Raw genomic sequence first — 25619 nt, 5'->3', positions numbered from 1 at the left:
GCCGGACTAAAGGCCAATAGGCTCTTGTCGTATGGCTAAGCGTTGGCTCATTCCTTCATTCGTTACTCTATGTACTTTAACTTTTTTAAAGTCTGGGTGCGTTGTGTTGATCAGAATATTGTAATCATGGGCGCTTAATGTTGAAGGTACGCCTAATGCCAGGATTTCCATGCTGCTGAACCATGTTTCACCTAGGTCCACCGTAAATTCCGGGCGTATATCGGCATCCCAGGCCAGCGTACTTTCCATTGTTTTTTGAGCATTAACCAGCTCGTCAACGCTCATCATATATAGATTGTCATCTGGAATCTCGATGCAAATCAGCTTAAATTCTGCCAATGTGGCATATTCATTCACACCTGCCAAGATTTCTAACTTTGCAGTCGCGGCATTGGCGCTGGTATAAAGCATGGGCGTGCCTTCGGCATTCCAGCGCCCACCCACCTTGGTCGCGCCTTCGGCACTTAAGGGATTAGACAAGTATTTTTCTTTAATCAAACGATAAACCAACATTACGAATAGACCGAATGCTCAATTCTTAGGAGGAGTTTTCTGACTTCATCCGTTCCGGCTTCGGTTTCCAACAACTCAAGCGGCACAGCCCCGCCCAAAAATTTAGCCGGTGTTTTTAGCCAGCGAATACTACGTTCGTGTTCACCCAGCGTTGACTCCGCAAGCGAGATAATGGCGGCTATTCGGTAAACTCTTCCCGCTTCGTCAGGCTTTAACCCTTTGCCTTCTTTCTTGCGTCTTGAAATAGTCGAGCTCGAAATATTCACCAGTGAATAAACCTGTTGCTCATTCAAATCTAGCTCTTTGCTAAGTTTTGAAATCACCTCAAGCGGTATCTTGTTGGAGCGAATATTTTGGTCAATTTCCATGTTGTTTGCGGAGCTAAAACCGATCCTGATAAAAGGGTTTGAACGCGATTTTTTACGTTTAGCCGCTTGCGAGACTAAGAATGCAGAAAAAAGATTGTCCTGAATGATTGTTTCCATTGTCGTGCCATCCCTTCCAAATAGGTTATAGAGTGGGATCTTAGCATAAAAACTCAATCGGGAAAAATATTGTTGCAATTGATGTTGTATTATTAGCCCTTTGAACAGCAAAGCCTGCCGCGCAGTATCGAAGAGGCGTTGCTTAACCCGGATATTTAGCTTTGAGTGTGTTTTGGATTGATGTTGTGTATCTTTTAGATATACAATGGTGGCATGTATAACATAGGAGAAAGATATGTTAGCGAAAGCCCCGATTAATATGAGAGTGCTGCCGGCACAAAAAACGCTGATTTCACAAGCAGCTGAAATACTGAACATGGACAGAACAACGTTTATTTTGAATGCCGCCTGTCGAGAGGCCGAAAATGTGCTGCTTGATCAGCGTTTATTTCAACTCAATCCTGATGCGTTTGATGCGTTTGAAACGGCGTTGACTGCATCACCGAAACCTAACGCCCAGCTCAAAAAACTGTTTCTGGAATCTGCGCCTTGGACAGCCTAATTTCTGCGCCCGCAGTATTGAATGATCAACATCATTTAGACCTGTTTTGTTGTGGGCACGATGCGCTTGATCACTGGTTAAAGAAACAAGCTATTCGTAACCAAAAAAATCAGGGCAGCAAAACCTTTGTCATTGCTTGTGGTCACCAAGTCGTCGGTTATTACGCCTTGGCAGCCGGAAGCGTCGAGCGACAGGATGTCAGCAAAAACATCGCACGAAATATGCCGGATCCTATTCCCATGATTGTGCTGGGACGGCTGGCCGTGGATAAATCCATGCAAGGAAAATCTTTAGGTAAAGCGCTGTTAAAAGATGCGTTATTGCGAAGCTTAAATGTGGCGAATGACATCGCCCTCAAAGCCGTATTAGTACATGCCATTGATGATCAAGCTCGGATGTTTTATCAAAAGTTTGGTTTTGAAATGTTACCCGGCTCGGATCGAACACTTATGTTACCCATCAGTCATATACAAGCGGCACTATAAACACCATGAAATAGTGTCAACTGACTGAAGGTGAACGATACCAGATTCACGCCCTTTTGAAGGAGGGATTTACACAAAAAGCCATTGCCAGGAATTTAAACCGCTCGCCCTCAACGATAAACCGAGAGTTAAAGCGTAATCGAGGTATGCGAGGTTATCGGCCTAAACAGGCTAATAACATGGCGCTGGAGCGGCGTAAAACCGCCGAGAAAAAGATTAAGTTGAGCCATGAGTTTCAAATTGGATTCGTCAGTACTTCCCCAAGGGCATGGATCTGAGCGATATTAGGCAGGAGCAAGCTCAGCAGGTAATGGATAGGCTCAATAATCGACCACGTAAAACACGGGGTGGCAAAACGCCAAATGAACTATTTTGGGGCTGTAAATGGATTTACTTGTAGCGTAAATTAAAATTGCAGTTATTACTTGAAACCGCGTTAATTTTGCCTCTTTGTTTGTTAATTTTGCGTTATTCACTAGCCAGGCCTGGTGAATGACTATTTCGAATGTGCCCGGTATGTAGTGTATGTAGATCGGTATGTAAAATGGAATCCAAATGATGTATAATAACCTAGCATTTTAATCAGGAATTAAGGAACGTTACAAATGAGTGCAGAACAAGAAGCCTTGGCAAAAATTGATGAACAAGTAAAAAGTAATCCGGTTGTGTTGTATATGAAAGGCACGCCTCAGATGCCATCTTGTGGCTTTTCAAGCCGCACCGTCGCCGCATTAGTAGAAACGGGCGAAAAATTTGCGTTTGTGAATGTATTAGCTGACCCGGGTATTTATGAGTTTTTACCTAAGTATCAAGACTGGCCTACCTTCCCACAGTTGTATATTGATGGTGAATTGCAGGGTGGGTGCGATATTACATTGGAGTTGGCCGAGTCGGGTGAGTTAAAGTCGATGATGACAGCCGCAAATGCTAAAGTAGCGAGTTAGTTTTAGCTTGCTACTTTGTTAATAAAGCCTGCATTAGCAGGCTTTATAGTTTTGGCGGAGGCTTAAGTTCATTCTTGCGGTTTGACTAATGGCCATTGATTGACGATTTTGCAAAACAGCTGTGCGGTGCGTTCGGTGTCGTAAGCGGCATCATGCGCCTGTTTATTATCCCATTCGAGTCCTGCTGCTACAGCGGCTTTGCTTAACACGGTTTCACCATAGACCAGGCCTGCTAGTGATACGGTGTCCAAGGTGCTAAACAGATGGAATGGACATTTTACTTTGGTACGTTCGCTGGCCTGTTTGATGAAATTAAGATCAAACATGGCATTATGGCCAACTAAAATCGCTCGGGTGCAGCCTGTTTGTTTGATTTGGGTGCGAATCGGTGCGAATAATTGCTCTAAGGCGGTGCGCTCTGGTTTAGCGGCGCGAAATGGATGGTAGGGGTCGTCAATACCGTTAAACTTTAAGGCACTGGCATCGAGTTTTGAGCCTTCAAACGGTAGGATGTTTTCTTGATAGAGTTGGTCGGGGTGAAGTTGGCCTTGTTTATCCATTCGCAAGGTCATCACCGCGACTTGCAATAGAGCGTGGTGAGAGGCTTCAAAGCCAGCGGTTTCTACATCTACAACCACCGGTAAAAAGCCGCGAAAACGTTGTTGAATATCGGTGATAGGTTGGTTAAGTTGTGTTGGGTGTTCATTGTGTTCGACGTAATTCATGTAAGCTCTTTAATCAGCACTTTGGATTGGCGCTGATAGTTATACAGGCTTTGGCGGCTAGTGGGTAGCTGTTCCAGCGAGCTGGGCACAAATCCATGTTCAATAAACCAGTGATGGGTGTGGGTGGTCAGTAAAAACAGTCGATTAAGATGCTGTTTTTTGGCGCTGGACTCTAAATGAGCGAGCAGTTGTTCGCCTAAGCTTTGACCTTGGTATCGACGATCCACCGCTAAGCATGCGAGTTCTGCGACCTGGTCTTCATAAGGATAAAGCGCGGCGCAGCCAATGATATGTCCATCGCGCTCAATCACACTGAAATTGTTGATTTCAAGCTCTAGGCGTTCACGAGAACGTTTAACCAGCATGCCTTTTTGTTCTAGCGTGGTGATTAGATCGATAATGCCACTGACATCTTCAATCCGCGCTTGGCGAATTTGATGGTAGCGGTCAGTAAACACGAGGGTACCTATGCCATCGCGACTAAATAGTTCGATGATGAGGCTGGTGGGGTCGGATTCATTCATTAAATGAATGCGTTTAACTTGACGTGTTTGTTCACTGAGTAGGTCAATCAGTTGTGCTTGTTCTTGATTGTGGGGTTGGAAGGTTTTAAGGTCGGTTAAACTCAGCTGCCGTGGCAACCCTTGTATTTGTTGAGCCGTAGTGAATATCATCAGCTTGTCAGCCTGAAGCTTATTGGCGACGCTGCAGGCCTGCTCCAAGGTGTTGAGGTTAAATACTTCGCCTGTCAGTGAGTAGGCAAGGGGGGTGAGTAATACCACTTGTCCAGAGTCAAGAATCGCACGTATTGCCTCTTCGTTGACTTTGCGCGTCTGGCCCGTGTATTGAAAATCGATGCCATTGATTACGCCTTTGGGTTGGGCAATCACCCAGTTACCTGAGCACAGAGTGAGTGGATGACCACTTAGCGGTTGCTGGCGGCTAAACGCGGCTTCAAGTTGGCTGCGGACCTCGCCGAGCGTTCGTTGCAAAATGGGCAACATGGGCGCGGAGGTGATACGAAATTGCTGCTGCTGTTGCCAACTCACTCCCGCATTTTCTAACGCTTGGTTGATTTGTGGGGTTGCGCCCATTACCAGCACGATTTTTAAACCAAAAGCGTGAAGATGGCTAATATCTTCGGCGAATTCTTGTAATGCTAGATTATCAAGAAATAAATCGCCGGGCAAATAAATGACGCAGGTTTTGCCGCGATGTAAATGCACATAACCGGAGGCTTGGCGCAAACTATTAAGAAATTCAATGTCAGATTGTTTCATGCTTTAGGACAGTTGTGAGAAAATATCAAAAATTCATAATTTTAATAATTACAAGTATAACAAACCGCCGGTTTTATCGGCGAACTAATTGAGTTAAGGAGTTTAACTATGCCTGCATATCGTTCAAGAACCAGTACCCACGGAAGAAATATGGCTGGTGCACGTGCCTTATGGCGCGCCACGGGCATGAATACCGAAGACTTTGGCAAGCCAATTATAGCCATAGCCAATTCATTTACCCAATTTGTACCCGGACATGTGCATTTAAAAGACATGGGGCAGTTGGTGGCGCGCGTGGTTGAACAAGCCGGTGGCGTGGCGAAAGAATTTAACACTATTGCGGTCGATGACGGTATTGCGATGGGGCATGACGGCATGCTTTACTCCTTGCCTTCGCGTGAAGTGATTGCGGATTCGGTTGAATACATGGTAAATGCCCACTGTGCGGATGCCTTGGTATGTATTTCAAACTGTGACAAGATTACGCCTGGTATGTTAATGGCGGCGATGCGTTTAAATATACCAGCGATTTTCGTATCCGGTGGCCCGATGGAATCGGGTAAGTCGATCTTAGGTGGTGTGGAAATCAAACTCGACTTGGTTGATGCGATGGTGATGGCCGCAGATGATAATGTCAGCGATGCCGACGTTGAAGCCGTTGAAATTTCCGCTTGCCCTACCTGTGGTTCTTGCTCGGGGATGTTTACCGCCAACTCGATGAACTGTTTGGCCGAGGCATTAGGCATGGCCTTGCCGGGTAATGGCTCAATGTTGGCTACTCATGCGGATCGCAAGCATTTGTTTGAAGAAGCGGGGCGTCGGATTGTTGAAATTGCCAAAGATTATTATGAAAAAGATAACCACAATGTATTGCCGCGTTCGATTGCAACCTTTAGCGCCTTCCAAAACGCCGTGGCCTTAGATGTGGCGATGGGTGGTTCAACCAATACGGTATTGCATTTGTTAGCGATCGCGCATGAAGCCGATGTGAGTTTTACCATGGCGGATATTGATGCGGTGTCGCGTAAAGTACCTTGTTTGTCAAAAGTAGCCCCTAACTCCAAAATCTATCATATGGAAGATGTGCATCGTGCTGGGGGTATTATGCGTTTGCTGGGTGAGTTGGATCGAGGCGGTTTGATTGATACCAGTACCTATACCGTCCATGCCTCAACCCTAGGCGCAGCGATTGAATTGTGGGATATTTCACGCGAACCGTCTGAAGCGGTTAAAAAATTCTATAGTGCCGCGCCAGGTAATGTTCGTACAATTCAGGCCTTTAGCCAAGATAAGCGTTGGAAGAGCTTGGATGATGATGCGCAAAATGGATGTATTCGTTCGGTAGAGCACGCTTATACCCAAGATGGCGGCCTGGCCGTGCTGTTTGGCAATATTGCACAGGATGGCTGTATCGTTAAAACAGCCGGGGTTGATGAGAGTATGTTGGAAGTTAATCAGCTAGAATATACTACTAGTATTCCAACATCAACTATCCGTGTGTTCAGTGGTCCTGCGCGCATATTTGAAAGTCAAGATGCGGCTGTTGAGGGTATTTTAGGCGGAGATGTGAAAAAAGGAGACGTTGTTGTTATCCGTTACGAGGGGCCAAAAGGAGGTCCCGGCATGCAAGAAATGCTTTACCCGACCAGTTATATTAAGTCTAAAGGATTAGGGAAGTATTGTGCGCTACTAACAGATGGTCGTTTTTCAGGCGGCACCTCTGGTTTATCGATTGGGCACGCGTCACCCGAAGCCGCTGAAGGCGGTAATATTGGTTTGATTGAACCAGGGGATATTATTGAAATAGATATTCCTAATCGTTCGATTAATGTAAAGGTATCAGACTATGAGTTGGCGCAACGTCGTCAAAAAATGGAGCAGAAAGGTGAGCTGGCCTGGCAGCCAGCTGAAAAACGTCAACGTAAAGTGAGTGCTGCTTTACGGGCTTATGCGGCGATGACCACCAGTGCGGCATTTGGTGCGGTACGTGATGTGACACAAATCGAAAAACGCGGAAAATAAACTTTTAAGGGGACTATCCATGTTTGTAGAAAGATTAACACCCAAGCAGCGACAAGCTTTATTTGATTTGGCGGTGATGATGGCCGCTGCTGATAATGATGTGTGTGAAGAAGAGTTGGATTACCTAAGAGAGCTAAGCCAGAAGTATGCTATTGAGTTTGATTTAGATAAATCTCATTTAGTTGTGTCAGATTTATTAAAGGTTATGGATAGCAATGAATCTAAAATTATAACGCTTCAAGAGTTGATTCGTATCTCCTACAAGGATGGTCATTTTAGTCCTGATGAGCGTGATAAGATTTTTGCTATCGCGCAGAAAATGGGTGTAAATGATCCTAGTTTGATTCTTGCTGTTGAGAAATGGGTAAGACAAATGTTTGATTGGATGTATGAGGGTGAGCAGTTGCTTGAATATAAATTCTGATTTTTGCTAGCAAATAAAAAAACCCGGTTTTAACCGGGTTTTTTTATTTGTGAAACATTCATCAAAATTACTGACGATAGCTTGGTGCATTGATTTCCAAACCATTAGAAATATAAGCCTTGAAGAATTCCATGTTACGATATTCTTCGCCTTGAACTTTAAAAGCCACATGACGCATGTCTTGGTGGCAACCTTCATAACGACGATGCAGAGTACCTAAACCATCACCGTCAGCACGAGCCCATTTACCACGCCATACTGGGAAATGCGTTACGTGACCTAATACTGGTGAAAGGATATCTGAACGTGCACGAGCTGAAGCGTTATAAACGTGACAACTAGCACAAGCTAAACCTAATTGTCCGCGAGGTTCAACAAACTCACGTTCACCGTGAGCAAATGCTTTGGCGGCACCTTCAGAATTAATTTGTACGTTGATCTTTTCACCACGTGCTTCAAAACCTAGGTAGGCGCTGACATATGCAAGGTTACCGCGTTTCCAACCGTAAGGCTTTAAACCAGCTTCAGTACGGCAACGATTAATATCACCTTCTAATGTAACAACCATTTGGTTTGTTTCATTAAAATAAGGGTAGCTTGGTCTAATTTTATTGACGCCTTTGTCAGAGTTAACCAGACAACCCATGTAAGCATTTTTATCGGAGTTAAAAAGTTTTTCTCCGAGCTCAACGAACTCCAAATACTGCGGGAAATCTTCTTCGGCTTCCCATTGTGCTTTACGCCCAGCATCATAGCCATAGATACCATGGATATAATCGTCAAAAGGGCGGTTAGGGTGTTTTGCTTTAAAATAATCTACTAAATCTGTGCGACTTTTTTCTGCGTGTGCATTATGCTCAGCCGCGATGGCTGTTGTCCCAAAGCCAGTCGCGAGGGCTAGGGCGATTGCACTTGAAAGTGTCTTCTTCATTATAATCCTCCGTTGGAGAGCTTTATTGTTCTTATGGTTTTTATTTTTGGGCGCACGGTTTAATGGCACGCCCCAACAATATTATCTTAGATTGAAAGTTTCTGAACCTGTTTCACCTGTGTTATCAACTACGTTGATAGTTACTTCGTCGCCAGCATTAGCTGCAACGTTTACGTGCATGTAAGGGTTGGTAGAGATATTTGCTGACCACTGAGCGTCAACAACTTTGCTGCCATTTACAGAAACATCAACATTGGTGATTAGCTTCATTGGAAATGGTTTGCCAGTTGACTGGTCCATACGCGCACCAGATTCCATTGGGTGACGAATCAATGATTTAATTTCTGCAACGCCGCCTCTTACTTGACCACGAGTTCTGATATTGATAGACATATTTACTTCCTTTTCAAAATTGTTCTATTTTAAGTTTAGCTTGAGCTGAATAGGGCAGAAATTAACCGCCACAACCGCCAATAGTTACACGAACTTCTTGTTCAGCTTTATATAACGTGCCGCCTGCTTTCACAACACCCATAATGGTTTGTGTTTCACCCATGCGAATACGAGTTGATACAAAACCTTGCGCTGCGCCTTGGAATTTGTATTCACATACCAAAGGAGTAGGGTTTGAAGTAGCAACGATAGCGATAGATTCAACACCAGACATACCAGAAGCATCAACAGTTACAGGGGTAACAGCACCGTTTTCAGCGATAGCAGGTGCGGTTAACTTAACGTCTGAGGAGGTTTGTGCGTTAGCTGAACCAAAAATACCACTTAATGCATCATTTACGTTTTTAGCTTCGAATGCACTTTTGTTCCAGCTAGCTAGAACAGTTGAAGGCGTTAATAGGCCAGCACTTACTGCAACAGATGCTGCGCCAGTTGCTAGTGTAGCTTTAAGGAATGATCTACGTTTCATAAGATTTAAAACTCCTAAGTTAGGTTTTAATGATTTTTATTAGATTCAAAGGTAAAAAATGATTTACGGATTTAAACTCCATAGGTAATCAACGATTTTACCTATTTCATCATCTGACAGGATACCATAAGCACCGAAGTAAGGCATCATACTGTATTTAACACGAATTTGCTCACCCGCTCGTGGCGCATCTTTAAATGTTCCTTCGGGTGCCCAAAGTTTGTCATACAGATTTTGCTTAGTACCAAAACGAATAGCTGGCATGACCAAGGCTGGCCCAATAGTGCCTGGAGATGTTCCTTGCGGTTGCCCCGATGCATTCATGATGTTATGGCAAGCTAAACAATTGCCTTGACTACGGCTAAATGCTAGTTCTTTACCCTCAGCGATACGTTTATCCATAGCTTCTTTGGCTGCTGCATCAGTTGCAGCGTAAACCGGAGCTGAGGCAAGCGCTGCAGATACGGTTAAAGCCGCTAAGGCTGTATTGATTTTAGAATTTATCATTCTCTCCTCCTAAAGAGTCTCTTATTATTTTTCATTGATTTTAATTAAGTCTCAATTAAGACCATGAAATTTATCTTGAGCTTTTTGTTCTTGCTCTTGAGTATAAGCTTACGGAGTTAACGGTTAAAAGCAAGTTTTTTTGTTTAAGATTGCTATAGCATTTTTTAATTGCCCAATAAGGTAATTTCTATATCCCAGCCCTTTTAGTCTATTTTTTTAGGGGTCAAGCCTTTGTTCAAGGTGTTCGAGTCTTTTTAGGTAGGATAAGTTTATTGCTGGGTTTGCATTCCTACTTTGTTTACTTAAGTGTCGAGCGCGGTCTAGGTTGCCTAGGGTTAAATAAGCTTCGGCTTCAAATAAGTAGGCTTCTCCCCAGCGTTGTTGTTCAGCAAAACTCTGACTAAGTTCTTGGTAGAGTTCAAATTGATAGAGCTTGTTGGCGATGTTGTTTATAACTAATTCTTGGGCTTTGTTCTCTAGTCCAAGTTTGCGATAGCTTTGTGCCATAATTAAAAGAATTCCCTCATCCTGAGGATAAAGTTCAATAAGCTTTTTAAATTCGCTCATGGTTTTTTCTGGATCACGCTTTAGTTGTTGTTTTAAAACCTGTGTTTTGATGAGTCTATTGTTAGGGTTGTTTTGAATTAATTCATCTAGACAGGTCTGGTGGCTAAGGGTTTGTTGATTTTGGTCAATGTTTAATCGATAACATTCCAGCGTTGCTAAACTGGCCTGGTTGGAGTGAGGTTTTACTTGGTTGCTCAGCCTGATTTGGATTAGGGCTAGGTTAAGCGGGTCGTGACGGCTAAAGTGTGGGGTAAGTCTTGAGGCGCGGTGCGTTGCTTGGGCAAGGCGGGTTTCTGTTACTGGATGGGTCATTAAAATTTCGGGAGGACGAAACTCATAAATTTGCTGCTGTTTTGATAATTTACCAAAAAACCTAGCCATCGCATGAGGGTCGTAGCCTGCTTTATGGAGTAATTCAATGCCTATGTGATCAGCTTCATGTTCGTGAATTCTAGAGTAGCGTAGCTGTTCTTGAATGGATAGGCTGGTTGCGCCCATTAGGGCTGCGACGCCTGCACCGGGATTTTGGCTGCCTATTAAGATGGCAGCGAGTAAGGATGCAAAGCTGGTAATGTTCATTGAGGATTGCTGTTCGAATCGACGTGCTAGGTGTTGCTGAGTTACGTGAGCAATTTCATGAGCAATAACGGAGGCGAGCTCATCTTCGCTGTCGGCAGCAAGGATAAGCCCACTGTGAATGCCTATAATTCCATCGGGACCTGCAAAGGCATTGATGGAGGGGTTGTCAATAACATAAAATCGATAGTTTCTTCCATCATGTGCATGTTCAGCAAGTCTGTGGCCTATTCGCCTTACATAGCTAAGCACTTCAGGATCATTGATTAGGTCTACTTCATTGTGGAGAGCTTGGGTGAATGCGCGACCAAGCTTTATTTCAGTTTGCCGATCATAAATTACCAGGCCTGGTGATCCAAGGTCAGGAAGGTTGTGTGCAAGCGCTTTTACACCTAAGACTAAAAATGTTAGGCCAAGTGTTATTGAGAGTAGGTTTTTAAGCATTTTATGTCAGCCTGTTTCTAGTAGAATTACAATTATAGATGAGAAACTTAGAGGGAGTTTGTAGTGATTGAGGTAGATCTAACAAATTATCGCTGTCCCATGCCATTAATTAAATTAAAAAAGGTATTGACTGAACATTCAGCCGAACTTGAGTTTAAGTTGTTTCTTTCGGATCCAGCTGCTCTAAAGGATGTGCCCGCATTTTGTCATCAAATGAATTTGCAATGCGAAACTGACGATTCAGCTGAAATTTTGGTAATATGGGTGAGACGTTAAATTTAAAGTAAGGAAGTTTTTAGATGTATCGAGGTTTAACTAAGGCAATCATTCCAGTAGCGGGTCTTGGTACGCGTTTTTTACCTGCAACCAAAGCGATTCCTAAAGAAATGTTAACGGTAGTGGATAAGCCACTTATTCAGTATATTGTTCAAGAAGCGGCAGAGGCAGGTATCATCGACATTATTTTTGTTACCCATTCGAGCAAGAACGCGATAGAGAACCACTTTGATAGCCATTATGAACTTGAGAGTAAGCTAATTGGGTCAGCTAAGCATGATCGAATTGAGTCGCTTAAGTCAATTACCCCCAAGGGTGTAAATTTTATAAGTGTACGTCAACCCGAGGCTTTAGGTTTGGGGCATGCGATATTATGTGCTTCACATATTGTTGCACCTGATGAACCTTTTGCCGTGTTGCTGCCAGATGTTTTGATGCATCATCCCAAAAAGGGCTGTTTGGCACAAATGTCAAACTATTATCGTCAGGTTCATACTAGCGTTATAGCATTGGAGCAGGTGCCAGATGACCAGGTTCATAAGTATGGGATTGCCAGGGTGTTGGATGCTGATTTACGGATTACCGAGTTGGTTGAAAAACCGAAGCCGGAAGAAGCACCTTCAAATTTATCGGTAGTGGGGCGTTATATTTTTACACCTCGTTTGATGGCGTTATTAAAAAATACTAAGCCAGGTGTAGCGGGAGAGATTCAGCTTACTGATGCAATGGCGGCTTTGCTTAACGAAGAAGTGATGTTTGGTTACGAGTTTAGCGGCGGAAAAAGTTATGATTGTGGTGATAAACAAGGATTTTTGCGCGCAAATATTGAGTATGCATTACGTGATAAGGTGCTGGGCGCCGATTTTCGTCAGTATCTTGCCAGCTTGGACTTAAGTTAAATAGATAGGGTTTTTAGGAGGCGTTATGGGGGTTGATTCATCAGCGGCGTGGCTAGCTTTAAATGAGCTTGCTCAATCGGGAGCTGGTCAGGTGCACATGGAGCAGTTATTTGCAGAGGATCCGCACCGATCAGCGCGATACAGCCTTCATGTAGATGACTTGTTTTTGGACTATTCAAAAAACAGGATTCAACAATCGGTTATGGATGGCTTGTTTGCCCTGGCTGAACAGCAGAATCTTGAGCAATGGATTTTGCGTTTGGTAACAGGCGATAAAGTAAACGATACCGAAGATCGCCCTGCGCTGCATACTGCGTTACGTGTCCGCGGTGAAGCGGCCGTTTCAGGGGTTGCGGCGCAAGTGCAGCCTGACATTCAGGAACAGTTTGTGAAAATGACACAAATTGTCAATAAAATTCGTGCTGGTCATTGGCGCGGGTATAGCGGCAAACCGATTACTGATGTTGTGAATATCGGTGTAGGCGGATCAGATTTAGGGCCGTTGATGGTGACACATGCGCTTCAAGCCCTGACCTCTCCTTTAAACTTGCATTTTATTTCTTCGATTGATGGCACTCAAACTTCAAACCTATTGAAATGTCTTAATCAAGAAACGACCCTATTCGTTTTGGCTTCCAAATCCTTTACGACCATAGATACCCTATCCAATGCAGAAACAGCAAAAGATTGGTTAGAAGAGAGAATCAGTAATTCGGCCACAGTTATGGCACAACATTTTATAGGTGTATCGACTAAGCCAGATATGATGACTCAATGGGGTATTCCTCCTGAGAACCAGTTGTTATTTTGGGATTGGGTTGGTGGCCGTTATTCGATGTGGTCGGCGATTGGGTTTCCGGTTGCATTAAAGGTCGGCATGGATGGGTTTTATCAAATGCTTGAAGGCGCGGGGTTAATAGATCAGCATTTTGCTAACGCGCCTTTGGCTGAAAATATGCCTGTATTAATGGGGTTGATTGATGTGTGGAATATTAACTTTCTGAATATTAACGCGAAAGCAATCCTGCCTTACGATGCCCGTTTAAAATACCTGCCCTCTTATTTTGAACAGTTGGTGATGGAGAGTAATGGTAAATCAGTAAATCGTGAGGGTGAGGCGGTTAACTATAAAACCTGTCCTATTTTATGGGGGGAGGTTGGACCTAATGCGCAGCATGCCTTCTACCAGCTGCTCCATCAAGGTACTCAAGGCGTAATGTGTGATTTTATTGCACCGATTGAACGCGATGACTATGATGCAAAATCGCATTCACACAAAAATGAAAGTCTTCGCTGTCAGCACCGCTTAGCTTTGGCGAACTGTTTTGCTCAATCTCGTGTGCTGATGTTGGGTGATGCAGCGATACCGGATAGTTTGAAAGGGAGTTTTAATACCCCTTTCAAGCATTATGCAGGTAATCAGTCTTCTAACACCCTGTTGCTAAAAACCATTTCACCAAAAACACTAGGTATGGTTGTTGCCCTCTATGAGCATAAAACTTTTGTTGAGTCTGTGATATGGGAAATTAACCCCTTTGATCAATGGGGGGTTGAGTTAGGTAAGCTTATTGCCAAAGAGACCTATCAGGCAATGCAACAGCCTGAGTTGGTTGACGCATTTGATTGTTCAACCGCTGGGTTATTAAACAAGGTGAAAGGTCTATGAAAGTCTCAGTGTTTGGATGTGAGTTAACAGGTTTAGTTACTGCTGGCGCATTAGCCCATGCAGGTAATGATGTTTTAGCACTGCCGGTTGGACATGTTAAGGTTGAAGATTTAGCTGCTAACCGCTTACCACGAGAAGAGCCAGGTCTAAATAGTTTAATTGCTCAGCAAAAAGAAGAAGGGCGCTTAAAGTTTGAAGCGGATTGGGCTAAGGGTATTGCACACGGGGAGGTGCTTATTTTGAGTACACCCTCATGGCGAATGGATCGCGCAGAAGCGGTTATCAGTTTGATTGGTGAAACGGTAAAGTCTGATGTTTTGATAGTCAATCAGAGTACATTTCCTGTAGGTACAGCGGATCGATTTGAAGCCAAGCTAAAACTAGCCTTTGCAGAAAGAGGTGTCGTTGCCAAGGTTACGGTTGTGGCTATGCCGGATTTTTTAAGTGAAGGCTCAGCGATTGATAATTTTATTCGTCCAGATCGAATTGTATTGGGCGGCACGGATAAAGCGGCTCTGAAAGTGATCCGTGATTTAATGCGGCCCTTTAACCGGATTACTGATCAGATTAAGATTATGTCAACACGTGCGGCTGAATACACCAAGTATGCGGTAAATGCATTATTGGCTACCCGTATTAGTTTGATCAATGAGTTGGCTAATAATGCAGAGCACTTTAATATTGATTTTGAAGAAGTGCGTCAAGGTCTTGGTTCGGATAAGCGAATAGGGTTTAGTTATTTGTACCCTGGGTGTGGTTTTGGTGGCTCCAGCTTTGCTGCAGACGTCAAATCCTTGGTGGGAACCTTGCAAGGCAAGGGCTATGATGCGGACTTATTGCGTACGGTGCTATCGAATAACGAAACACAGAAAGAAGTGCTTTTTCGCAAAGCCTGGCGATTTTTTGATAATGATTTGCGTGGAATTAAGATTGGCGTGTGGGGCTTATCGTTCAAGCCAAATACCGCAACCGTTGAGAATGCACCAAGCTTAAAAGCACTTGAAGCCTTTGTTGCGCAAGGGGCGGAGGTTGTGGCTTATGACCCAGCCGCTTCGGCAGATTTTACTAAGTATTGGGGTAATAGACCCAGTGTTAAGCTGGTCGATGATATGTACCAGGCACTAGAGGGTGTGGATGCATTGGTTATCCTTACTGAGTGGAAAATGTTTTGGAGTCCAGATTTCAAACAAATGAAGCAGCGTATGCGTCAACCGATTATTTTCGATGGGCGTAATATTTTTGAGCCTGATATGCTTGAAGATAAAGGCTTTCGGTATTTTGCGGTTGGGCGTGGCGAAATTGTGTGATTTCACTTTGCAGTTAGTGTTTTGCAAACCTAGGCTACCAGGGTAGAATGTTAGGCTATTTAAAATTTAGAGGTGCTGTGTGAAACCCCCTTTTGAACGTGGTATTTATCTATTGCCCAACTTAATGACAACCCTTGCGTTGTTTGCAGGTTTTTATGCGGTTATTGCAGGTATGAACGGGGATTTTGTAGCGGGGGCGATCGCAATTTTTGTGGCGATGGTATTTGACGGTCTAGATGGCCGTATTGCCCGCATGACCAATTCAAGCAGTGCATTTGGTGCTGAATATGATAGCTTAGCCGATATGGTGTCATTTGGTTTGGCACCAGCCTTGTTGATGTATCAGTGGATACTGAGTGACTTTGGTAAACTGGGTTGGTTAATTGCCTTTGTATTTACCGCTGGTGCGGCGCTACGCCTTGCTCGTTTTAATACCCAGGTTGGTGTAGCGGATAAACGCTATTTTCAGGGCTTGCCGAGCCCCGCTGCGGCTGCGGTACTCGCTGGTTTGGTCTGGATGGTTGAGATTAATCAAATTGAAACTGGCTTCGAGGCAAGCTTTGCTTTGTTTGTTACCTTAGCAACCGGCTTGTTAATGGTCAGTAATGTTCGCTATAGTAGCTTTAAAGATTTTAACTTGAAAGATAAGGTGCCGTTTATCAAGCTTTTGGTTATTGTCCTTATTGTGGTGGTGATCACCTTAAAGCCTTCCGTTATTTTATTTGCTGCGGCTTTTATTTATGCGTTGTCGGGTGTCGTAATGACCGTGTATAGGCTTAGGCAAACCCAAGATCAGCGAAAAAAAGCGAAAGTTAAGGCAAGTTCAGTTCAAGACAAACACTCCGATAATTCTAATAGTTGATTTGAGATAGAAACATGAAAGATCATTTAGTTATTTTTGATACGACCCTGCGTGATGGTGAGCAAAGCCCAGGCGCCTCTATGACCAAAGAAGAAAAGGTTCGCATAGCCAAGCAGCTAGAAAAAATGCGCGTTGATGTTATTGAGGCCGGTTTTCCGGCGGCGAGTGAAGGGGACTTTGAGTCTGTTCGAGCGGTCGCTTCAGTTATTAAAGACTCAACCATTTGTGGGTTAGCCCGCGCAGTTGAAAATGATATTGTGCGTGCGGGTGAAGCGATAAAGCCAGCTAACTCTGGGCGTATCCATACTTTTATCGCTACCTCGCCGATTCATATGCAGATGAAGTTGCGCATGACTCCGGATGAGGTGGTTGAACGTGCGGTTTGGGCGGTGAAGCGTGCGCGCCAATATACCGATAATGTTGAGTTTTCACCTGAAGATGCAGGTCGTTCTGAGCTTGATTTTTTGTGCCGCGTCATTGAAGCCGTGATTGAGGCAGGGGCTACTACAATCAATATTCCAGATACGGTGGGTTATAACGTACCTAAGCAGTTTGGTAAGCTGTTTAAAAATATTATTGAGCGTGTGCCTAACTCAGATAAAGCCATTTTCTCTGCGCATTGTCATAACGATTTAGGTCTAGCGGTTGCAAACTCATTGGCGGCAGTCTCGAATGGCGCGCGTCAGGTTGAGTGCACGATTAACGGTTTAGGTGAGCGCGCGGGTAATACCGCCTTAGAAGAGGTGGTGATGGCGATTCGTACGCGACAGGATTATTTTGATGTCGACACCCGCATCCATACACCTGAAATTTTGGCGGCTTCAAGGTTAGTATCCAATATCACGGGTTTCAGTGTGCAGCCCAATAAGGCGATTGTCGGTGCAAACGCTTTTGCGCATGAGTCAGGGATTCATCAGGATGGTGTGCTCAAGCACCGCGAAACCTATGAAATTATGCGCGCTGAAGATGTGGGCTGGAGCACTAACAAGATGGTGCTAGGCAAGCACTCTGGACGTAATGCATTCCGTACGCGTTTGCAAGAACTAGGGATTGAGTTTGAAACCGAGCAACAACTTAACGAAGCATTTAAGTTATTTAAGGAATTGGCGGATCGCAAGCATGAAATATATGATGAAGACCTGCAGGCCTTAGTAACAGATGCGAATAATGAAAGGGTTGAAAACGAAACGATCCGATTAATGGCGCTTAAGGTTTCAACGGAAATGGGTGAGTTACCCCATGCGGCTGTCACATTATGGGTGAACGGTAAAGAACATTCAGCTCAAATCAAAGGCAGTGGTGCGGTCGATGCTACCTTTAAGGCTATCGAGCAGATTATTGGTTCAGGTACAACCCTAGAGTTGTATTCGGTGAGTAACGTGACGAATGGTACTGACTCATTGGGTGAAACCACTGTTCGCCTTGAAAAAGGCGGGCGCATTGTGAATGGACAGGGTTCAGATTCAGATATAGTAACAGCTTCCGCAAAAGCCTATATTAATGCGTTAAATAAGTTTGCTATTGATGATAACAAGGCGCACCCTCAGCGCCAAGATACGGTTTAGCACTTGAATCTTGGACTGCTTAGTGATTTAGGTGTGACGGTATGGCAGGCAAAGCCTGGCTTTCAGCGGCTCGGTTTAACCCATGAAATGGCCTCTGATTCTGAGGGTTGTGGGGCGCAGTCCGTAGCTTCGAAGATGCCTAACCTAGACCAAATTCCCGCAGCGCAGCCCTATTGGGTTTTACTTGGAGCAGGTCTTAAACCGCTTTGGCAGCAAGGTAACAACCAGGCCTGGTTGTTATGGCAGGCTATGATACACTTTCACCTCGAGAGTCCTCAGAAGATGATGTTTTTTGATACGGATCTGTTGCATGCTGAAGACCAGCAGTTTGATGTGCTGGAGCAGATTATTGAGACGGGTGTCGAGCGTATCTTTACGATGGATACAGAGCATCCGATCAATGAGATGTTGATGGAAGGTGCACAGCTTATTGCGATCCCGCGTTTTGAGCAGATGCTGGCGCAGCCCTCGTTAAAGTGCGAAGTATATAAAGCATTATCAGAAGCAGGCCTGGTCAGTAAATACTAGCGGACTCATTTCTGGTTTTAAGAGGGTTTTCGATGTTTGAGTGTTTGCGCTTGATGGACGAGAGTGACCTTGATGCCGTGGTTTTAATAGAGCAGCGCGTTCACCTTGTTCCTTGGTCAAAAAAAGGTTTTGATCAAGCATTGCTTGATGGCGTCAGTTTTATGATTTTGGGGGAGTCTGAAGCGGCATTAGGCTATATTGTTGCATTGCCCGTGTTGGATGAGTTGCATCTACTGAATATTGCAGTCGATGAACCTTTTCAAGGTCAAGGTATTGCGCAGGCAGCGATGCAGGCGTTTATTACGCGCTTCGTGGATACGGTCTACCAAACCCTATTGCTAGAAGTGCGTGAATCGAATCAGGTGGCGCGCCATCTTTATCAAAAGCTTGGGTTTCAACAAGATGGCATTCGCAAAAAATATTACTTAACACCAACTAGGCGTGAAGACGCCGTGTTGATGTCGCTGAAGCTTTAATCTATTTTCTTAACTCTGAGGGGATGGTTTTAACCAACGTCTGCGTCATTTCTTTCATAAGTTTTGGGTTGCAAGCTAAAACATTACCCGATTCCAGCTGGTTTTCGCCGCCTGCAAAATCAGTGCATAAGCCGCCCGCTTCTTTAACTAATAAAATGCCCGCAGCAATGTCCCAGGGTTTAAGGTTGAATTCCCAATAGCCATCGACGCGTCCAGCCGCAACATAAGCCAAATCTAACGCTGCTGAACCCGCACGACGTATGCCTGCTGTTGAAAGCATAAAAGCTTTGAAGCTAGCGAGATAGCTATCAATATAATCAAATTCATAATAAGGGAAGCCTGTAGCAAGCAAGGCGTTGTTAAGGGTTTTTTGTTCAGAAACACGAAGGCGACGATTATTCAGACGTGCACCCTGGCCACGACTGGCATAAAACATTTCATCACGCGCTGGGTCAAATACAACCGCGTGCATTATTTTGCCTTTTTCTATAACGGCAATTGAAATAGAAAACTGTGGAAACTGATGCAGGTAGTTGGTTGTGCCGTCGAGGGGGTCGATAATCCACTGAATGTCTGACTTACTTTTGTTTCGACCGCTTTCTTCAGCCAAAATAGCATGATCAGGATAGTATTTATGGATGGCGCGAATGATCGTTTGTTCAGCCGCCTTGTCTACTTCACTGACATAGTTATTTGTGTCTTTTTGTTCAATCGTCAGTTGATCAATCTTGTCGATACTGCGCATTATTAACTCACCCGCTTCGCGGGCAGCCATCATCGCTACATTGAGTATAGGGTGCATCTTGGTTTCCAATTTATTAAAGAGAGTGGAGCGCCAGACATGAAAAACAACCAGGCCTGGTGTAAACTAATCGTCTATTATAAATCAAAAGCGGATTGCAGACATGTCAGAAAGTGGTTCACCTCTCGATAATATTCGTATTGTGCTGGTAGAAACGTCTCACCCTGGTAATATTGGCGGGGTTGCACGTGCGATGAAAAATATGGGTTTAAGTCATTTATGTCTGGTTAATCCAAATGACTTCCCAAGTCATGGCGCCTCTTCCCGTGCATCCGGGGCGGGTGATCTATTGGCAAATGCACAGGTATTTGATTGTTTGCATGCCGCTATTGCAGATTGTGATGTGGTGGTTGGCGCAAGTGCTCGTTTACGCAAAGTGGCTTGGCCACAACTCGATGTTCGCCAGACAGCGGCTTTGGCTATAGAACGGGGTGGGCAGTCAAAGATTGCTTTGGTATTTGGGCGTGAAGACTCAGGGCTTAGTAATTCAGAATTAGACTTATGTCATTATCTTGCGCACATTCCCTCTAACCCTGATTACAGTTCATTAAACTTGGCGGCAGCAGTGCAGGTGTTTTGCTATGAATGTCGAGTGGCTTGGCTGGAAGGTCAAAGTGTTAAGCAAGATGAAATGGCTTCGGGTTACCGATTTGATCTTGCATCCAGCGAGCAAATGGAAGGGTTTTATCAACATCTTCAGCAGACGCTGATTGAGATTGAGTTTTTGGATGATCAAAAAAATGCACGCTTTATGCGCCGCATGCGTCGGTTGTATCACCGTGCAGAATTGGATGTGAAAGAAGTTGATATTCTTCGCGGTATTTTAACCGCTACACAGCGCCAAGTCAGCCATGGAGTGCATGAGGTTAAGGATGTTTAAGCGGATTAGGCAAGATGTTAAGAGTGTGTTTGAGCGTGATCCCGCCGCGCGGAATTTGTTGGATGTTTTAACCACCTATCCTGGTGTTCATGCAATTCTTTGGTATCGCCTAACCCATTTTTTGTGGCACAAGGGATTGAAGTGGCTAGCCCGCTTTATTGCTACAATAGCGCGTTGGTTTACTGGGATCGAAATTCATCCTGCAGCAAAAATCGGTGATCGGGTGTTTATTGATCATGGTATGGGTGTGGTGATTGGCGAAACGGCTGAAATAGGCGATGATTGTACGCTTTATCATGGTGTGACGCTCGGGGGCACGAGTTGGCAGGAAGGTAAACGTCACCCGACACTGGGAGCACGTGTGGTCGTAGGGGCAGGGGCGAAAATTTTAGGACCAATCACTATAGGTGATGATGCGCGCGTGGGTTCGAATGCCGTAGTGATAAAAGATGTACCCGCTGACAAAACCGTGGTAGGTATTCCGGGGCGCATTGTGACACGTAGCACAAACGAAAAGATGCAAAAGCGCAAGCAGATTGCTGAAAAAATAGGCTTTGATGCTTATGGTGTCACCCAGGGTACCGATGACCCGATAGAAAAAGCAATTTATAGTTTATTGGATCATGTGCAGGCTCAAGATGAACGTTTAGCGCAGTTAAGTAGAGAGGTTGAACGTTTAGGCGGGAAAAAAGTCGATATGCATTTACCTAATTTAGATGATGTTGTGCTTGAGCCTGATGACCCGGTGCAAGCTGCACATTTGCATAAAAGTTGAGTGTATTGCTAGGTTATTATACAATTGCTATAAATTTGGCAAGGATAGACTAGCAGGTTATGAAACTTACATCAAAAGGGCGTTACACAGTTACAGCCATGCTTGATATAGCTTTAAATCAAGACATGGGATCGATTACATTGGCGGAGATATCACAAAGGCAAGATATATCACTGTCCTATTTAGAACAGCTTTTTGCCAAGCTCAAGCGCGCAGACCTGGTTAGGAGTGCTCGTGGTCCAGGTGGCGGTTATCGTTTAAGTCGTGCTGCAAACGAGATTGCCGTTAGTCAAATTATTGCGGCCGTTGATGAAAAGCTTGATGCGCGCAAGTGCGAAGGCAAAGCTAACTGCCAAAGAGGTAAGCAATGTCTTTCTCATCGACTATGGGATGATTTAAGTGGCATGATAGAGGAATTTTTGGCAGAAATTACCTTGCAAACCCTGTTGGATAAACAGATTAAAAAGTAAAGGATTGAATCATGGCGGTGACCTTAACAGAATCAGCAGCCCAACGCGTACAAACCATGTTGGCTAAACGCGGACATGGTTTGGGTTTACGTGTTTCCACTAAGGTGAGTGGCTGTACAGGATTTGCATATGTGGTTGATTATGCAGACCAAGTAGAAGACCAAGATCAGGTGTTTGAGAGTTTTGATGTTAAAGTAGTGGTTGATGCAAAAAGCCTAAAAAGTATTGAGGGCATGGAAATTGACTATGTTAAAGAGAGTTTGTTAAACGAAGGTTTTGATTTTAAAAATCCTAATGTTAAGGATATGTGTGGTTGCGGTGAGTCATTTAGCGTTTAGTTATAGGCTTAGCTCAGTACTCTCGATAATATATTTACCCCTTTCGAGGGGTTTTTTGTTTTTAGTCAAGTATCATTTGTGCAAAGCACGGGTAGTCTTGTTAAAATAAAAGCCTTTTTCTAAACTGTAAGGAAAGCTTATGCCTGAACTAACACTTTCGATTATCAAACCAGATGCAGTAAAGATGAATCTCATCGGTGAAATCGTCAAGCGTTTTGAAGCAAAAGGCCTGCGCCCTGTAGCCATGAAAATGATACAAATGACCGAACAGCAAGCAGCGGGGTTTTATGCTGAGCATCAAGGGCGAAATTTTTATCAATCCTTAGTCGATTTTATGACGTCGGGTGCTTGTGTGGTTCAAGTATTGGCGGGTGAAGATGCCATTAAGTTAAACCGACAGATAATGGGTCTTACTGATCCGGCTAAAGCAGAGGCGGGAACTATTCGTGCAGACTTTGCTGAGTCAACACGGTTAAACTGCGTACATGGTTCTGACTCTCCTGAAAGCGCGAAGCGCGAAATTGCGTTTTTCTTTGATAAGCACGAAATTTTTACTCAACACAGTTAGACTTTAAAGGCGACCTGATGGCGGATAGCGCTGAAAAAATTGATTTATTGGGTATGGATTGTGCAGCGTTAGAGTTGTTTTTTGCCCAGTTAGGCGAAAAGCCCTTTCGTGCGGTTCAGGTGATGAAGTGGATTCATCAAATGGGTGTAAGCGATTTTGATGAAATGACTAATGTTAGTAAGGCCTTGCGTGAAAAGCTTAAACAGGTTGCACAGATTCGAACGCCACGAATCGTTGCTGAACAGCGCTCCACCGACGGGACAATTAAATGGGTGTTGGAAGTTGATAACCATAATTGTATTGAAACCGTATTTATTCCAGAGGATGATCGTGGGACTTTGTGCATTTCATCTCAAGTAGGTTGTGCGCTAGAATGTACATTTTGTTCTACCGCTCAGCAGGGTTTTAATCGAAACCTAGAAAACTGGGAAATTATTGCTCAGATGTGGGTAGCTAACAAGGCTTTGGGCGTAACGCCACGAGATGAACGGGTCATCAGCAATGTCGTGTTTATGGGGATGGGTGAGCCTTTACTCAATGTTACGCATGTTTTTCCTGCAGCGCGGATTTTAATGGAAGATAATGCTTATGGTTTATCCAAACGTCGCGTTACTATTAGCACGGCAGGGGTTGTTCCTGCGATTGATAAACTGAAAAACGAAGTGGATGTCAGTTTGGCCATTTCGTTGCATGCACCTAACAATGCGTTACGTGATCAATTAGTGCCGATTAATAAGAAATATCCGTTAGAGGTGCTGATGCCCGCGTTGTTTCGTTATGTCGAGGGTGGCAACTCAAAAAAACACATTACAGTGGAATATGTGATGTTGGATGGGGTTAATGACAAGCTGGAGCATGCAGATCAGTTAGTAGATTTAATTAAGGATTTGCCTTCAAAAATTAATTTAATCCCATTTAATCCTTTTCCAAATACGGATTATAAACGTTCGTCCAATAATGCGGTGCATCGCTTTCAAGCACGATTAAAGGAAGCGGGTTTAAATTGCACAATACGTAAAACACGGGGTGACGATATTGATGCCGCTTGCGGACAGTTGGCAGGTAAGGTTAAAGATCGCACAAAGCGAACATTGCACCAGGTTGAATTTAATCCTAAATCAATAAATTTGACTCGCGTGCTTTGATCCTTTTATAAAGGGAATATCCATGAAAGAAAATGAAAAGAATGATCCAAGTTTGTGCAGCACAGCGATGAGCTCAATGCTGCGAAAAAAACGTTTGGAGAAAGGTCTGAGTTTTGAGGCGTTATCTGACCTATTAAAGTTATCTGCTGAAAGAATCGCAGACCTTGAAAACAGGGCGGATGCGTTAGACTTATCTCCTTTTGAACGTGGACATTTGCGCAACTATGCGGCCATTCTTGAGGTTGAGTTAGACAGGTACAGCTCAAAGCAATTGGAGAAAACGTTTGCTGAACTCAAAACAATCCAGCAAAAAAACCTAAATCTACAAGCACCACGTAATACCCGTTGGTTAGTCACGCTGGTTGTGTTGTTTGCTTTGTTAGCGTTGCTGTATATTTTTATCGATCTTCTTGCCTGATTCGAGGGATGTTAGAAGTTTTTAAGGTTTTTAAGGTTTATGTCTAAACAAATATCAGCTATTCGCGGTATGAATGATATTCATGGGCTGCACTCAAATGCGTTTTCAACCATTTTGCTTGGTGCCGAGCAGGTTCTTATGCAATATGGCTACCAGCAGGTAAGGTTGCCTATTGTTGAGAAAACCGAGCTGTTTGCAAGGTCAATTGGTGAAGTAACCGATATAGTAGAAAAAGAAATGTATACTTTTGCGGATCGTAATGGCGACAGCTTGTCTTTGCGCCCTGAAGGTACTGCAGGTTGTGTTAGAGCAATGATAGAAAATGGTCTGCTACATAATCAGGTGCAAAAAGTATTTTATTCTGGCCCCATGTTTCGCCATGAACGTCCGCAAAAAGGTCGGTATCGCCAGTTCCACCAATTTGGGGTAGAAGTTTTTGGTTTAGCAGGACCGGATATCGATATTGAGTTGATTTTACTTAGTGCTCGTCTTTGGGACACGTTAGGTTTAGACAATCTTGAACTGCAAATTAACTCTTTAGGCAGTCAACAAGCACGCGTGCAATACCGTGAGCAATTGGTCAGTTATTTAAGCCAGTTTAAGGATCAGTTGGATGAGGATAGTCAGCGTCGACTTCACACTAATCCTTTGCGTGTTTTAGATACTAAAAACCCTGCAATGGCTGAGATAGTCGCGGGTGCACCCAAGTTAATTGATGCCCTTGATGCTGAGTCTAAGCAACATTTTGATCTTGTTTGTTCGGCACTCGATCGTTTAGGGATTGAGTATGTTATCAACCCAAATCTAGTTCGTGGCCTGGATTATTACAATCGCACGGTATTCGAATGGGTTACCACAGAGTTAGGCGCACAAGGCACAGTATGCGCGGGTGGTCGTTATGATGGATTGGTTGAGCAGATCGGTGGCAAGGCCACCCCTGCGGTAGGTTTTGCCATGGGGATCGAACGTTTAATGGCATTGCTAGTTGATCAACAAAAAATTACAGAAACACCGAACGCTGACCTATTTATAGTTTTAGCTGGAGAGTCCACACTACAACCAGGCCTGGTTATGGCTGAGATGCTTCGAGAAGCCTTGCCAGGCAAAGCCGTCGTCATGAATTGCGGCGGCGGCAGTTTTAAAAGTCAATTTAAAAAAGCAGATAAGTCAGGCGCAAGCTATGCCTTAATCTTAGGTGATGACGAAGTTCAGCAGCAGGTTGTCACGATAAAGTCGCTACGCCAAGAGGCTGAACAGCAAACGATTCCCTGGGATCAATTAATTGAATTTTTCAATAATCACTCAAAACACAATTAA

At 44.1% G+C, this 25619-nt stretch carries 32 protein-coding genes; 22 read left to right on the top strand and 10 right to left on the bottom strand.

Features of this window, described 5'->3' with window-relative positions; all coding sequences use genetic code 11:
- Positions 1 to 6: 6 nt before the first annotated feature.
- Positions 7 to 513 (bottom strand): RES family NAD+ phosphorylase, encoded by a 507-nt coding sequence (locus P8S55_RS02280; protein ID WP_289224676.1) that lies wholly within the window; start codon positions 511 to 513, stop codon positions 7 to 9.
- The gene (locus P8S55_RS02275; protein WP_289224675.1) at positions 513 to 998 is read right to left on the bottom strand and encodes an Xre family toxin-antitoxin system antitoxin; all 486 of its coding nucleotides are present in this window, start codon (positions 996 to 998) and stop codon (positions 513 to 515) included. Before P8S55_RS02275 ends, P8S55_RS02280 begins: the two co-directional genes overlap by 1 nt.
- A 235-nt stretch (positions 999 to 1233) precedes the next feature.
- Here P8S55_RS02275 and P8S55_RS02270 point away from each other — a divergent pair, with 235 nt between their 5' ends.
- From P8S55_RS02270 to grxD, 4 genes are all read left to right on the top strand, one after another.
- The gene (locus P8S55_RS02270; RefSeq protein WP_289224674.1) at positions 1234 to 1500 is read left to right on the top strand and encodes a type II toxin-antitoxin system TacA family antitoxin; all 267 of its coding nucleotides are present in this window, start codon (positions 1234 to 1236) and stop codon (positions 1498 to 1500) included.
- Positions 1488 to 1985, top strand: coding sequence for a GNAT family N-acetyltransferase (locus P8S55_RS02265; RefSeq protein WP_289224673.1), 498 nt, complete (start codon positions 1488 to 1490; stop codon positions 1983 to 1985). Before P8S55_RS02270 ends, P8S55_RS02265 begins: the two co-directional genes overlap by 13 nt.
- A 20-nt stretch (positions 1986 to 2005) precedes the next feature.
- On the top strand, positions 2006 to 2263 hold the full coding sequence (locus tag P8S55_RS11195; RefSeq protein WP_503010455.1) for a helix-turn-helix domain-containing protein: 258 nt from the start codon (positions 2006 to 2008) through the stop codon (positions 2261 to 2263).
- A gap of 327 nt (positions 2264 to 2590) precedes the next feature.
- Positions 2591 to 2929: a Grx4 family monothiol glutaredoxin gene (gene grxD, locus P8S55_RS02255; RefSeq protein WP_289224672.1), complete on the top strand. Its 339-nt coding sequence runs from the start codon at positions 2591 to 2593 to the stop codon at positions 2927 to 2929.
- A gap of 68 nt (positions 2930 to 2997) precedes the next feature.
- Here grxD and rnt read toward each other — a convergent pair whose 3' ends face one another.
- Positions 2998 to 3654, bottom strand: a complete 657-nt coding sequence (gene rnt, locus P8S55_RS02250) for a ribonuclease T (RefSeq protein WP_289224671.1) — start codon at positions 3652 to 3654, stop codon at positions 2998 to 3000.
- Positions 3651 to 4934, bottom strand: a complete 1284-nt coding sequence (gene argA, locus P8S55_RS02245; RefSeq protein ID WP_289224670.1) for an amino-acid N-acetyltransferase — start codon at positions 4932 to 4934, stop codon at positions 3651 to 3653. The genes rnt and argA overlap by 4 nt, the downstream gene beginning before the upstream one ends.
- Positions 4935 to 5042: 108 nt before the next feature.
- Between argA and ilvD the strand changes: the two genes are divergently transcribed.
- Complete coding sequence (gene ilvD, locus P8S55_RS02240) at positions 5043 to 6956, top strand: dihydroxy-acid dehydratase (protein WP_289224669.1); 1914 nt, start codon at positions 5043 to 5045, stop codon at positions 6954 to 6956.
- A gap of 19 nt (positions 6957 to 6975) precedes the next feature.
- Positions 6976 to 7380 carry a tellurite resistance TerB family protein gene (locus tag P8S55_RS02235; RefSeq protein WP_289224668.1) on the top strand — a complete coding sequence of 135 codons (405 nt, stop codon included), beginning with the start codon at positions 6976 to 6978 and terminating at the stop codon, positions 7378 to 7380.
- A gap of 67 nt (positions 7381 to 7447) precedes the next feature.
- Here P8S55_RS02235 and soxA read toward each other — a convergent pair whose 3' ends face one another.
- From soxA to P8S55_RS02210, 5 genes are all read right to left on the bottom strand, one after another.
- Entirely contained in the window at positions 7448 to 8311 is an 864-nt protein-coding gene (gene soxA, locus P8S55_RS02230; protein WP_289224667.1) for a sulfur oxidation c-type cytochrome SoxA, read from the bottom strand.
- A gap of 81 nt (positions 8312 to 8392) precedes the next feature.
- Complete coding sequence (gene soxZ, locus P8S55_RS02225; RefSeq protein WP_289224666.1) at positions 8393 to 8704, bottom strand: thiosulfate oxidation carrier complex protein SoxZ; 312 nt, start codon at positions 8702 to 8704, stop codon at positions 8393 to 8395.
- 61 nt (positions 8705 to 8765) lie between these two features.
- Positions 8766 to 9233, bottom strand: coding sequence for a thiosulfate oxidation carrier protein SoxY (soxY, locus tag P8S55_RS02220; RefSeq protein WP_289224665.1), 468 nt, complete (start codon positions 9231 to 9233; stop codon positions 8766 to 8768).
- Between the two features lie 63 nt (positions 9234 to 9296).
- Positions 9297 to 9740, bottom strand: a complete 444-nt coding sequence (locus P8S55_RS02215; RefSeq protein WP_289224664.1) for a c-type cytochrome — start codon at positions 9738 to 9740, stop codon at positions 9297 to 9299.
- Positions 9741 to 9956: 216 nt separating this feature from the next.
- Complete coding sequence (locus P8S55_RS02210) at positions 9957 to 11327, bottom strand: M48 family metalloprotease (RefSeq protein ID WP_289224663.1); 1371 nt, start codon at positions 11325 to 11327, stop codon at positions 9957 to 9959.
- Between the two features lie 63 nt (positions 11328 to 11390).
- On the opposite strand from P8S55_RS02210, the gene P8S55_RS11145 reads away from it, so the two are divergent.
- The 8 genes from P8S55_RS11145 to rimI all read left to right on the top strand — a co-directional run bounded on the left by P8S55_RS11145 (position 11391) and on the right by rimI (position 18906).
- Positions 11391 to 11603 (top strand): sulfurtransferase TusA family protein, encoded by a 213-nt coding sequence (locus P8S55_RS11145; protein ID WP_353957019.1) that lies wholly within the window; start codon positions 11391 to 11393, stop codon positions 11601 to 11603.
- Positions 11604 to 11626: 23 nt separating this feature from the next.
- A complete protein-coding gene (galU, locus tag P8S55_RS02205) occupies positions 11627 to 12502 on the top strand; it encodes a UTP--glucose-1-phosphate uridylyltransferase GalU (protein ID WP_289224662.1) in 876 nt (291 codons plus the stop codon).
- Between the two features lie 25 nt (positions 12503 to 12527).
- Positions 12528 to 14168: a glucose-6-phosphate isomerase gene (gene pgi, locus P8S55_RS02200; protein WP_289224661.1), complete on the top strand. Its 1641-nt coding sequence runs from the start codon at positions 12528 to 12530 to the stop codon at positions 14166 to 14168.
- Positions 14165 to 15475: a UDP-glucose dehydrogenase family protein gene (locus P8S55_RS02195; protein ID WP_289224660.1), complete on the top strand. Its 1311-nt coding sequence runs from the start codon at positions 14165 to 14167 to the stop codon at positions 15473 to 15475. The genes pgi and P8S55_RS02195 overlap by 4 nt, the downstream gene beginning before the upstream one ends.
- A gap of 124 nt (positions 15476 to 15599) precedes the next feature.
- Entirely contained in the window at positions 15600 to 16337 is a 738-nt protein-coding gene (pssA, locus tag P8S55_RS02190) for a CDP-diacylglycerol--serine O-phosphatidyltransferase (protein ID WP_289225294.1), read from the top strand.
- A gap of 14 nt (positions 16338 to 16351) precedes the next feature.
- Positions 16352 to 17902, top strand: coding sequence for a 2-isopropylmalate synthase (locus P8S55_RS02185; protein ID WP_289224659.1), 1551 nt, complete (start codon positions 16352 to 16354; stop codon positions 17900 to 17902).
- 3 nt (positions 17903 to 17905) lie between these two features.
- Positions 17906 to 18430 (top strand): hypothetical protein, encoded by a 525-nt coding sequence (locus P8S55_RS02180; protein WP_289224658.1) that lies wholly within the window; start codon positions 17906 to 17908, stop codon positions 18428 to 18430.
- A 32-nt stretch (positions 18431 to 18462) separates the two neighbouring features.
- The gene (gene rimI / locus P8S55_RS02175; protein ID WP_289224657.1) at positions 18463 to 18906 is read left to right on the top strand and encodes a ribosomal protein S18-alanine N-acetyltransferase; all 444 of its coding nucleotides are present in this window, start codon (positions 18463 to 18465) and stop codon (positions 18904 to 18906) included.
- 1 nt (position 18907) lies between these two features.
- Here the strand turns inward: rimI and P8S55_RS02170 are convergent, their stop codons facing one another.
- Entirely contained in the window at positions 18908 to 19708 is an 801-nt protein-coding gene (locus P8S55_RS02170; RefSeq protein ID WP_289224656.1) for an inositol monophosphatase family protein, read from the bottom strand.
- Positions 19709 to 19811: 103 nt separating this feature from the next.
- Between P8S55_RS02170 and P8S55_RS02165 the strand changes: the two genes are divergently transcribed.
- From P8S55_RS02165 to hisS, 8 genes are all read left to right on the top strand, one after another.
- Positions 19812 to 20588 carry an RNA methyltransferase gene (locus P8S55_RS02165; protein WP_289224655.1) on the top strand — a complete coding sequence of 259 codons (777 nt, stop codon included), beginning with the start codon at positions 19812 to 19814 and terminating at the stop codon, positions 20586 to 20588.
- Positions 20581 to 21363, top strand: coding sequence for a serine O-acetyltransferase (cysE, locus tag P8S55_RS02160; protein WP_289224654.1), 783 nt, complete (start codon positions 20581 to 20583; stop codon positions 21361 to 21363). The genes P8S55_RS02165 and cysE overlap by 8 nt, the downstream gene beginning before the upstream one ends.
- Positions 21364 to 21422: 59 nt before the next feature.
- Positions 21423 to 21833 carry an Rrf2 family transcriptional regulator gene (locus P8S55_RS02155; RefSeq protein ID WP_289224653.1) on the top strand — a complete coding sequence of 137 codons (411 nt, stop codon included), beginning with the start codon at positions 21423 to 21425 and terminating at the stop codon, positions 21831 to 21833.
- A gap of 11 nt (positions 21834 to 21844) precedes the next feature.
- On the top strand, positions 21845 to 22171 hold the full coding sequence (locus P8S55_RS02150; protein WP_289224652.1) for a HesB/IscA family protein: 327 nt from the start codon (positions 21845 to 21847) through the stop codon (positions 22169 to 22171).
- A 139-nt stretch (positions 22172 to 22310) separates the two neighbouring features.
- Positions 22311 to 22739 carry a nucleoside-diphosphate kinase gene (gene ndk, locus P8S55_RS02145; protein ID WP_289224651.1) on the top strand — a complete coding sequence of 143 codons (429 nt, stop codon included), beginning with the start codon at positions 22311 to 22313 and terminating at the stop codon, positions 22737 to 22739.
- A gap of 17 nt (positions 22740 to 22756) precedes the next feature.
- Entirely contained in the window at positions 22757 to 23884 is a 1128-nt protein-coding gene (gene rlmN / locus P8S55_RS02140; protein ID WP_289224650.1) for a dual-specificity RNA methyltransferase RlmN, read from the top strand.
- Between the two features lie 22 nt (positions 23885 to 23906).
- Positions 23907 to 24302 (top strand): helix-turn-helix domain-containing protein, encoded by a 396-nt coding sequence (locus P8S55_RS02135; protein WP_289224649.1) that lies wholly within the window; start codon positions 23907 to 23909, stop codon positions 24300 to 24302.
- A 39-nt stretch (positions 24303 to 24341) separates the two neighbouring features.
- On the top strand, positions 24342 to 25619 hold the full coding sequence (gene hisS, locus P8S55_RS02130) for a histidine--tRNA ligase (RefSeq protein ID WP_289224648.1): 1278 nt from the start codon (positions 24342 to 24344) through the stop codon (positions 25617 to 25619).

Source organism: Thiomicrospira sp. R3 (genome assembly GCF_029581415.1).
GTDB lineage: Bacteria > Pseudomonadota > Gammaproteobacteria > Thiomicrospirales > Thiomicrospiraceae > Thiomicrospira.
This window is presented reverse-complemented; position numbering and strand designations above follow the sequence as displayed.

What these genes read in the sequence shown, in the direction of transcription:
- P8S55_RS02280 (WP_289224676.1), bottom strand. Translation starts at nt 513, where the DNA reads ATGTTGGTTTATCGTTTGATTAAAGAAAAATACTTGTCTAATCCCTTA.
- P8S55_RS02275 (WP_289224675.1), bottom strand. Translation starts at nt 998, where the DNA reads ATGGAAACAATCATTCAGGACAATCTTTTTTCTGCATTCTTAGTCTCG.
- P8S55_RS02270 (WP_289224674.1), top strand. Translation starts at nt 1,234, where the DNA reads ATGTTAGCGAAAGCCCCGATTAATATGAGAGTGCTGCCGGCACAAAAA.
- grxD (WP_289224672.1), top strand. Translation starts at nt 2,591, where the DNA reads ATGAGTGCAGAACAAGAAGCCTTGGCAAAAATTGATGAACAAGTAAAA.
- rnt (WP_289224671.1), bottom strand. Translation starts at nt 3,654, where the DNA reads ATGAATTACGTCGAACACAATGAACACCCAACACAACTTAACCAACCT.
- argA (WP_289224670.1), bottom strand. Translation starts at nt 4,934, where the DNA reads ATGAAACAATCTGACATTGAATTTCTTAATAGTTTGCGCCAAGCCTCC.
- ilvD (WP_289224669.1), top strand. Translation starts at nt 5,043, where the DNA reads ATGCCTGCATATCGTTCAAGAACCAGTACCCACGGAAGAAATATGGCT.
- P8S55_RS02235 (WP_289224668.1), top strand. Translation starts at nt 6,976, where the DNA reads ATGTTTGTAGAAAGATTAACACCCAAGCAGCGACAAGCTTTATTTGAT.
- soxA (WP_289224667.1), bottom strand. Translation starts at nt 8,311, where the DNA reads ATGAAGAAGACACTTTCAAGTGCAATCGCCCTAGCCCTCGCGACTGGC.
- soxZ (WP_289224666.1), bottom strand. Translation starts at nt 8,704, where the DNA reads ATGTCTATCAATATCAGAACTCGTGGTCAAGTAAGAGGCGGCGTTGCA.
- soxY (WP_289224665.1), bottom strand. Translation starts at nt 9,233, where the DNA reads ATGAAACGTAGATCATTCCTTAAAGCTACACTAGCAACTGGCGCAGCA.
- P8S55_RS02215 (WP_289224664.1), bottom strand. Translation starts at nt 9,740, where the DNA reads ATGATAAATTCTAAAATCAATACAGCCTTAGCGGCTTTAACCGTATCT.
- P8S55_RS02210 (WP_289224663.1), bottom strand. Translation starts at nt 11,327, where the DNA reads ATGCTTAAAAACCTACTCTCAATAACACTTGGCCTAACATTTTTAGTC.
- galU (WP_289224662.1), top strand. Translation starts at nt 11,627, where the DNA reads ATGTATCGAGGTTTAACTAAGGCAATCATTCCAGTAGCGGGTCTTGGT.
- pgi (WP_289224661.1), top strand. Translation starts at nt 12,528, where the DNA reads ATGGGGGTTGATTCATCAGCGGCGTGGCTAGCTTTAAATGAGCTTGCT.
- P8S55_RS02195 (WP_289224660.1), top strand. Translation starts at nt 14,165, where the DNA reads ATGAAAGTCTCAGTGTTTGGATGTGAGTTAACAGGTTTAGTTACTGCT.
- pssA (WP_289225294.1), top strand. Translation starts at nt 15,600, where the DNA reads ATGACAACCCTTGCGTTGTTTGCAGGTTTTTATGCGGTTATTGCAGGT.
- P8S55_RS02185 (WP_289224659.1), top strand. Translation starts at nt 16,352, where the DNA reads ATGAAAGATCATTTAGTTATTTTTGATACGACCCTGCGTGATGGTGAG.
- rimI (WP_289224657.1), top strand. Translation starts at nt 18,463, where the DNA reads ATGTTTGAGTGTTTGCGCTTGATGGACGAGAGTGACCTTGATGCCGTG.
- P8S55_RS02170 (WP_289224656.1), bottom strand. Translation starts at nt 19,708, where the DNA reads ATGCACCCTATACTCAATGTAGCGATGATGGCTGCCCGCGAAGCGGGT.
- P8S55_RS02165 (WP_289224655.1), top strand. Translation starts at nt 19,812, where the DNA reads ATGTCAGAAAGTGGTTCACCTCTCGATAATATTCGTATTGTGCTGGTA.
- cysE (WP_289224654.1), top strand. Translation starts at nt 20,581, where the DNA reads ATGTTTAAGCGGATTAGGCAAGATGTTAAGAGTGTGTTTGAGCGTGAT.
- P8S55_RS02155 (WP_289224653.1), top strand. Translation starts at nt 21,423, where the DNA reads ATGAAACTTACATCAAAAGGGCGTTACACAGTTACAGCCATGCTTGAT.
- P8S55_RS02150 (WP_289224652.1), top strand. Translation starts at nt 21,845, where the DNA reads ATGGCGGTGACCTTAACAGAATCAGCAGCCCAACGCGTACAAACCATG.
- ndk (WP_289224651.1), top strand. Translation starts at nt 22,311, where the DNA reads ATGCCTGAACTAACACTTTCGATTATCAAACCAGATGCAGTAAAGATG.
- rlmN (WP_289224650.1), top strand. Translation starts at nt 22,757, where the DNA reads ATGGCGGATAGCGCTGAAAAAATTGATTTATTGGGTATGGATTGTGCA.
- P8S55_RS02135 (WP_289224649.1), top strand. Translation starts at nt 23,907, where the DNA reads ATGAAAGAAAATGAAAAGAATGATCCAAGTTTGTGCAGCACAGCGATG.
- hisS (WP_289224648.1), top strand. Translation starts at nt 24,342, where the DNA reads ATGTCTAAACAAATATCAGCTATTCGCGGTATGAATGATATTCATGGG.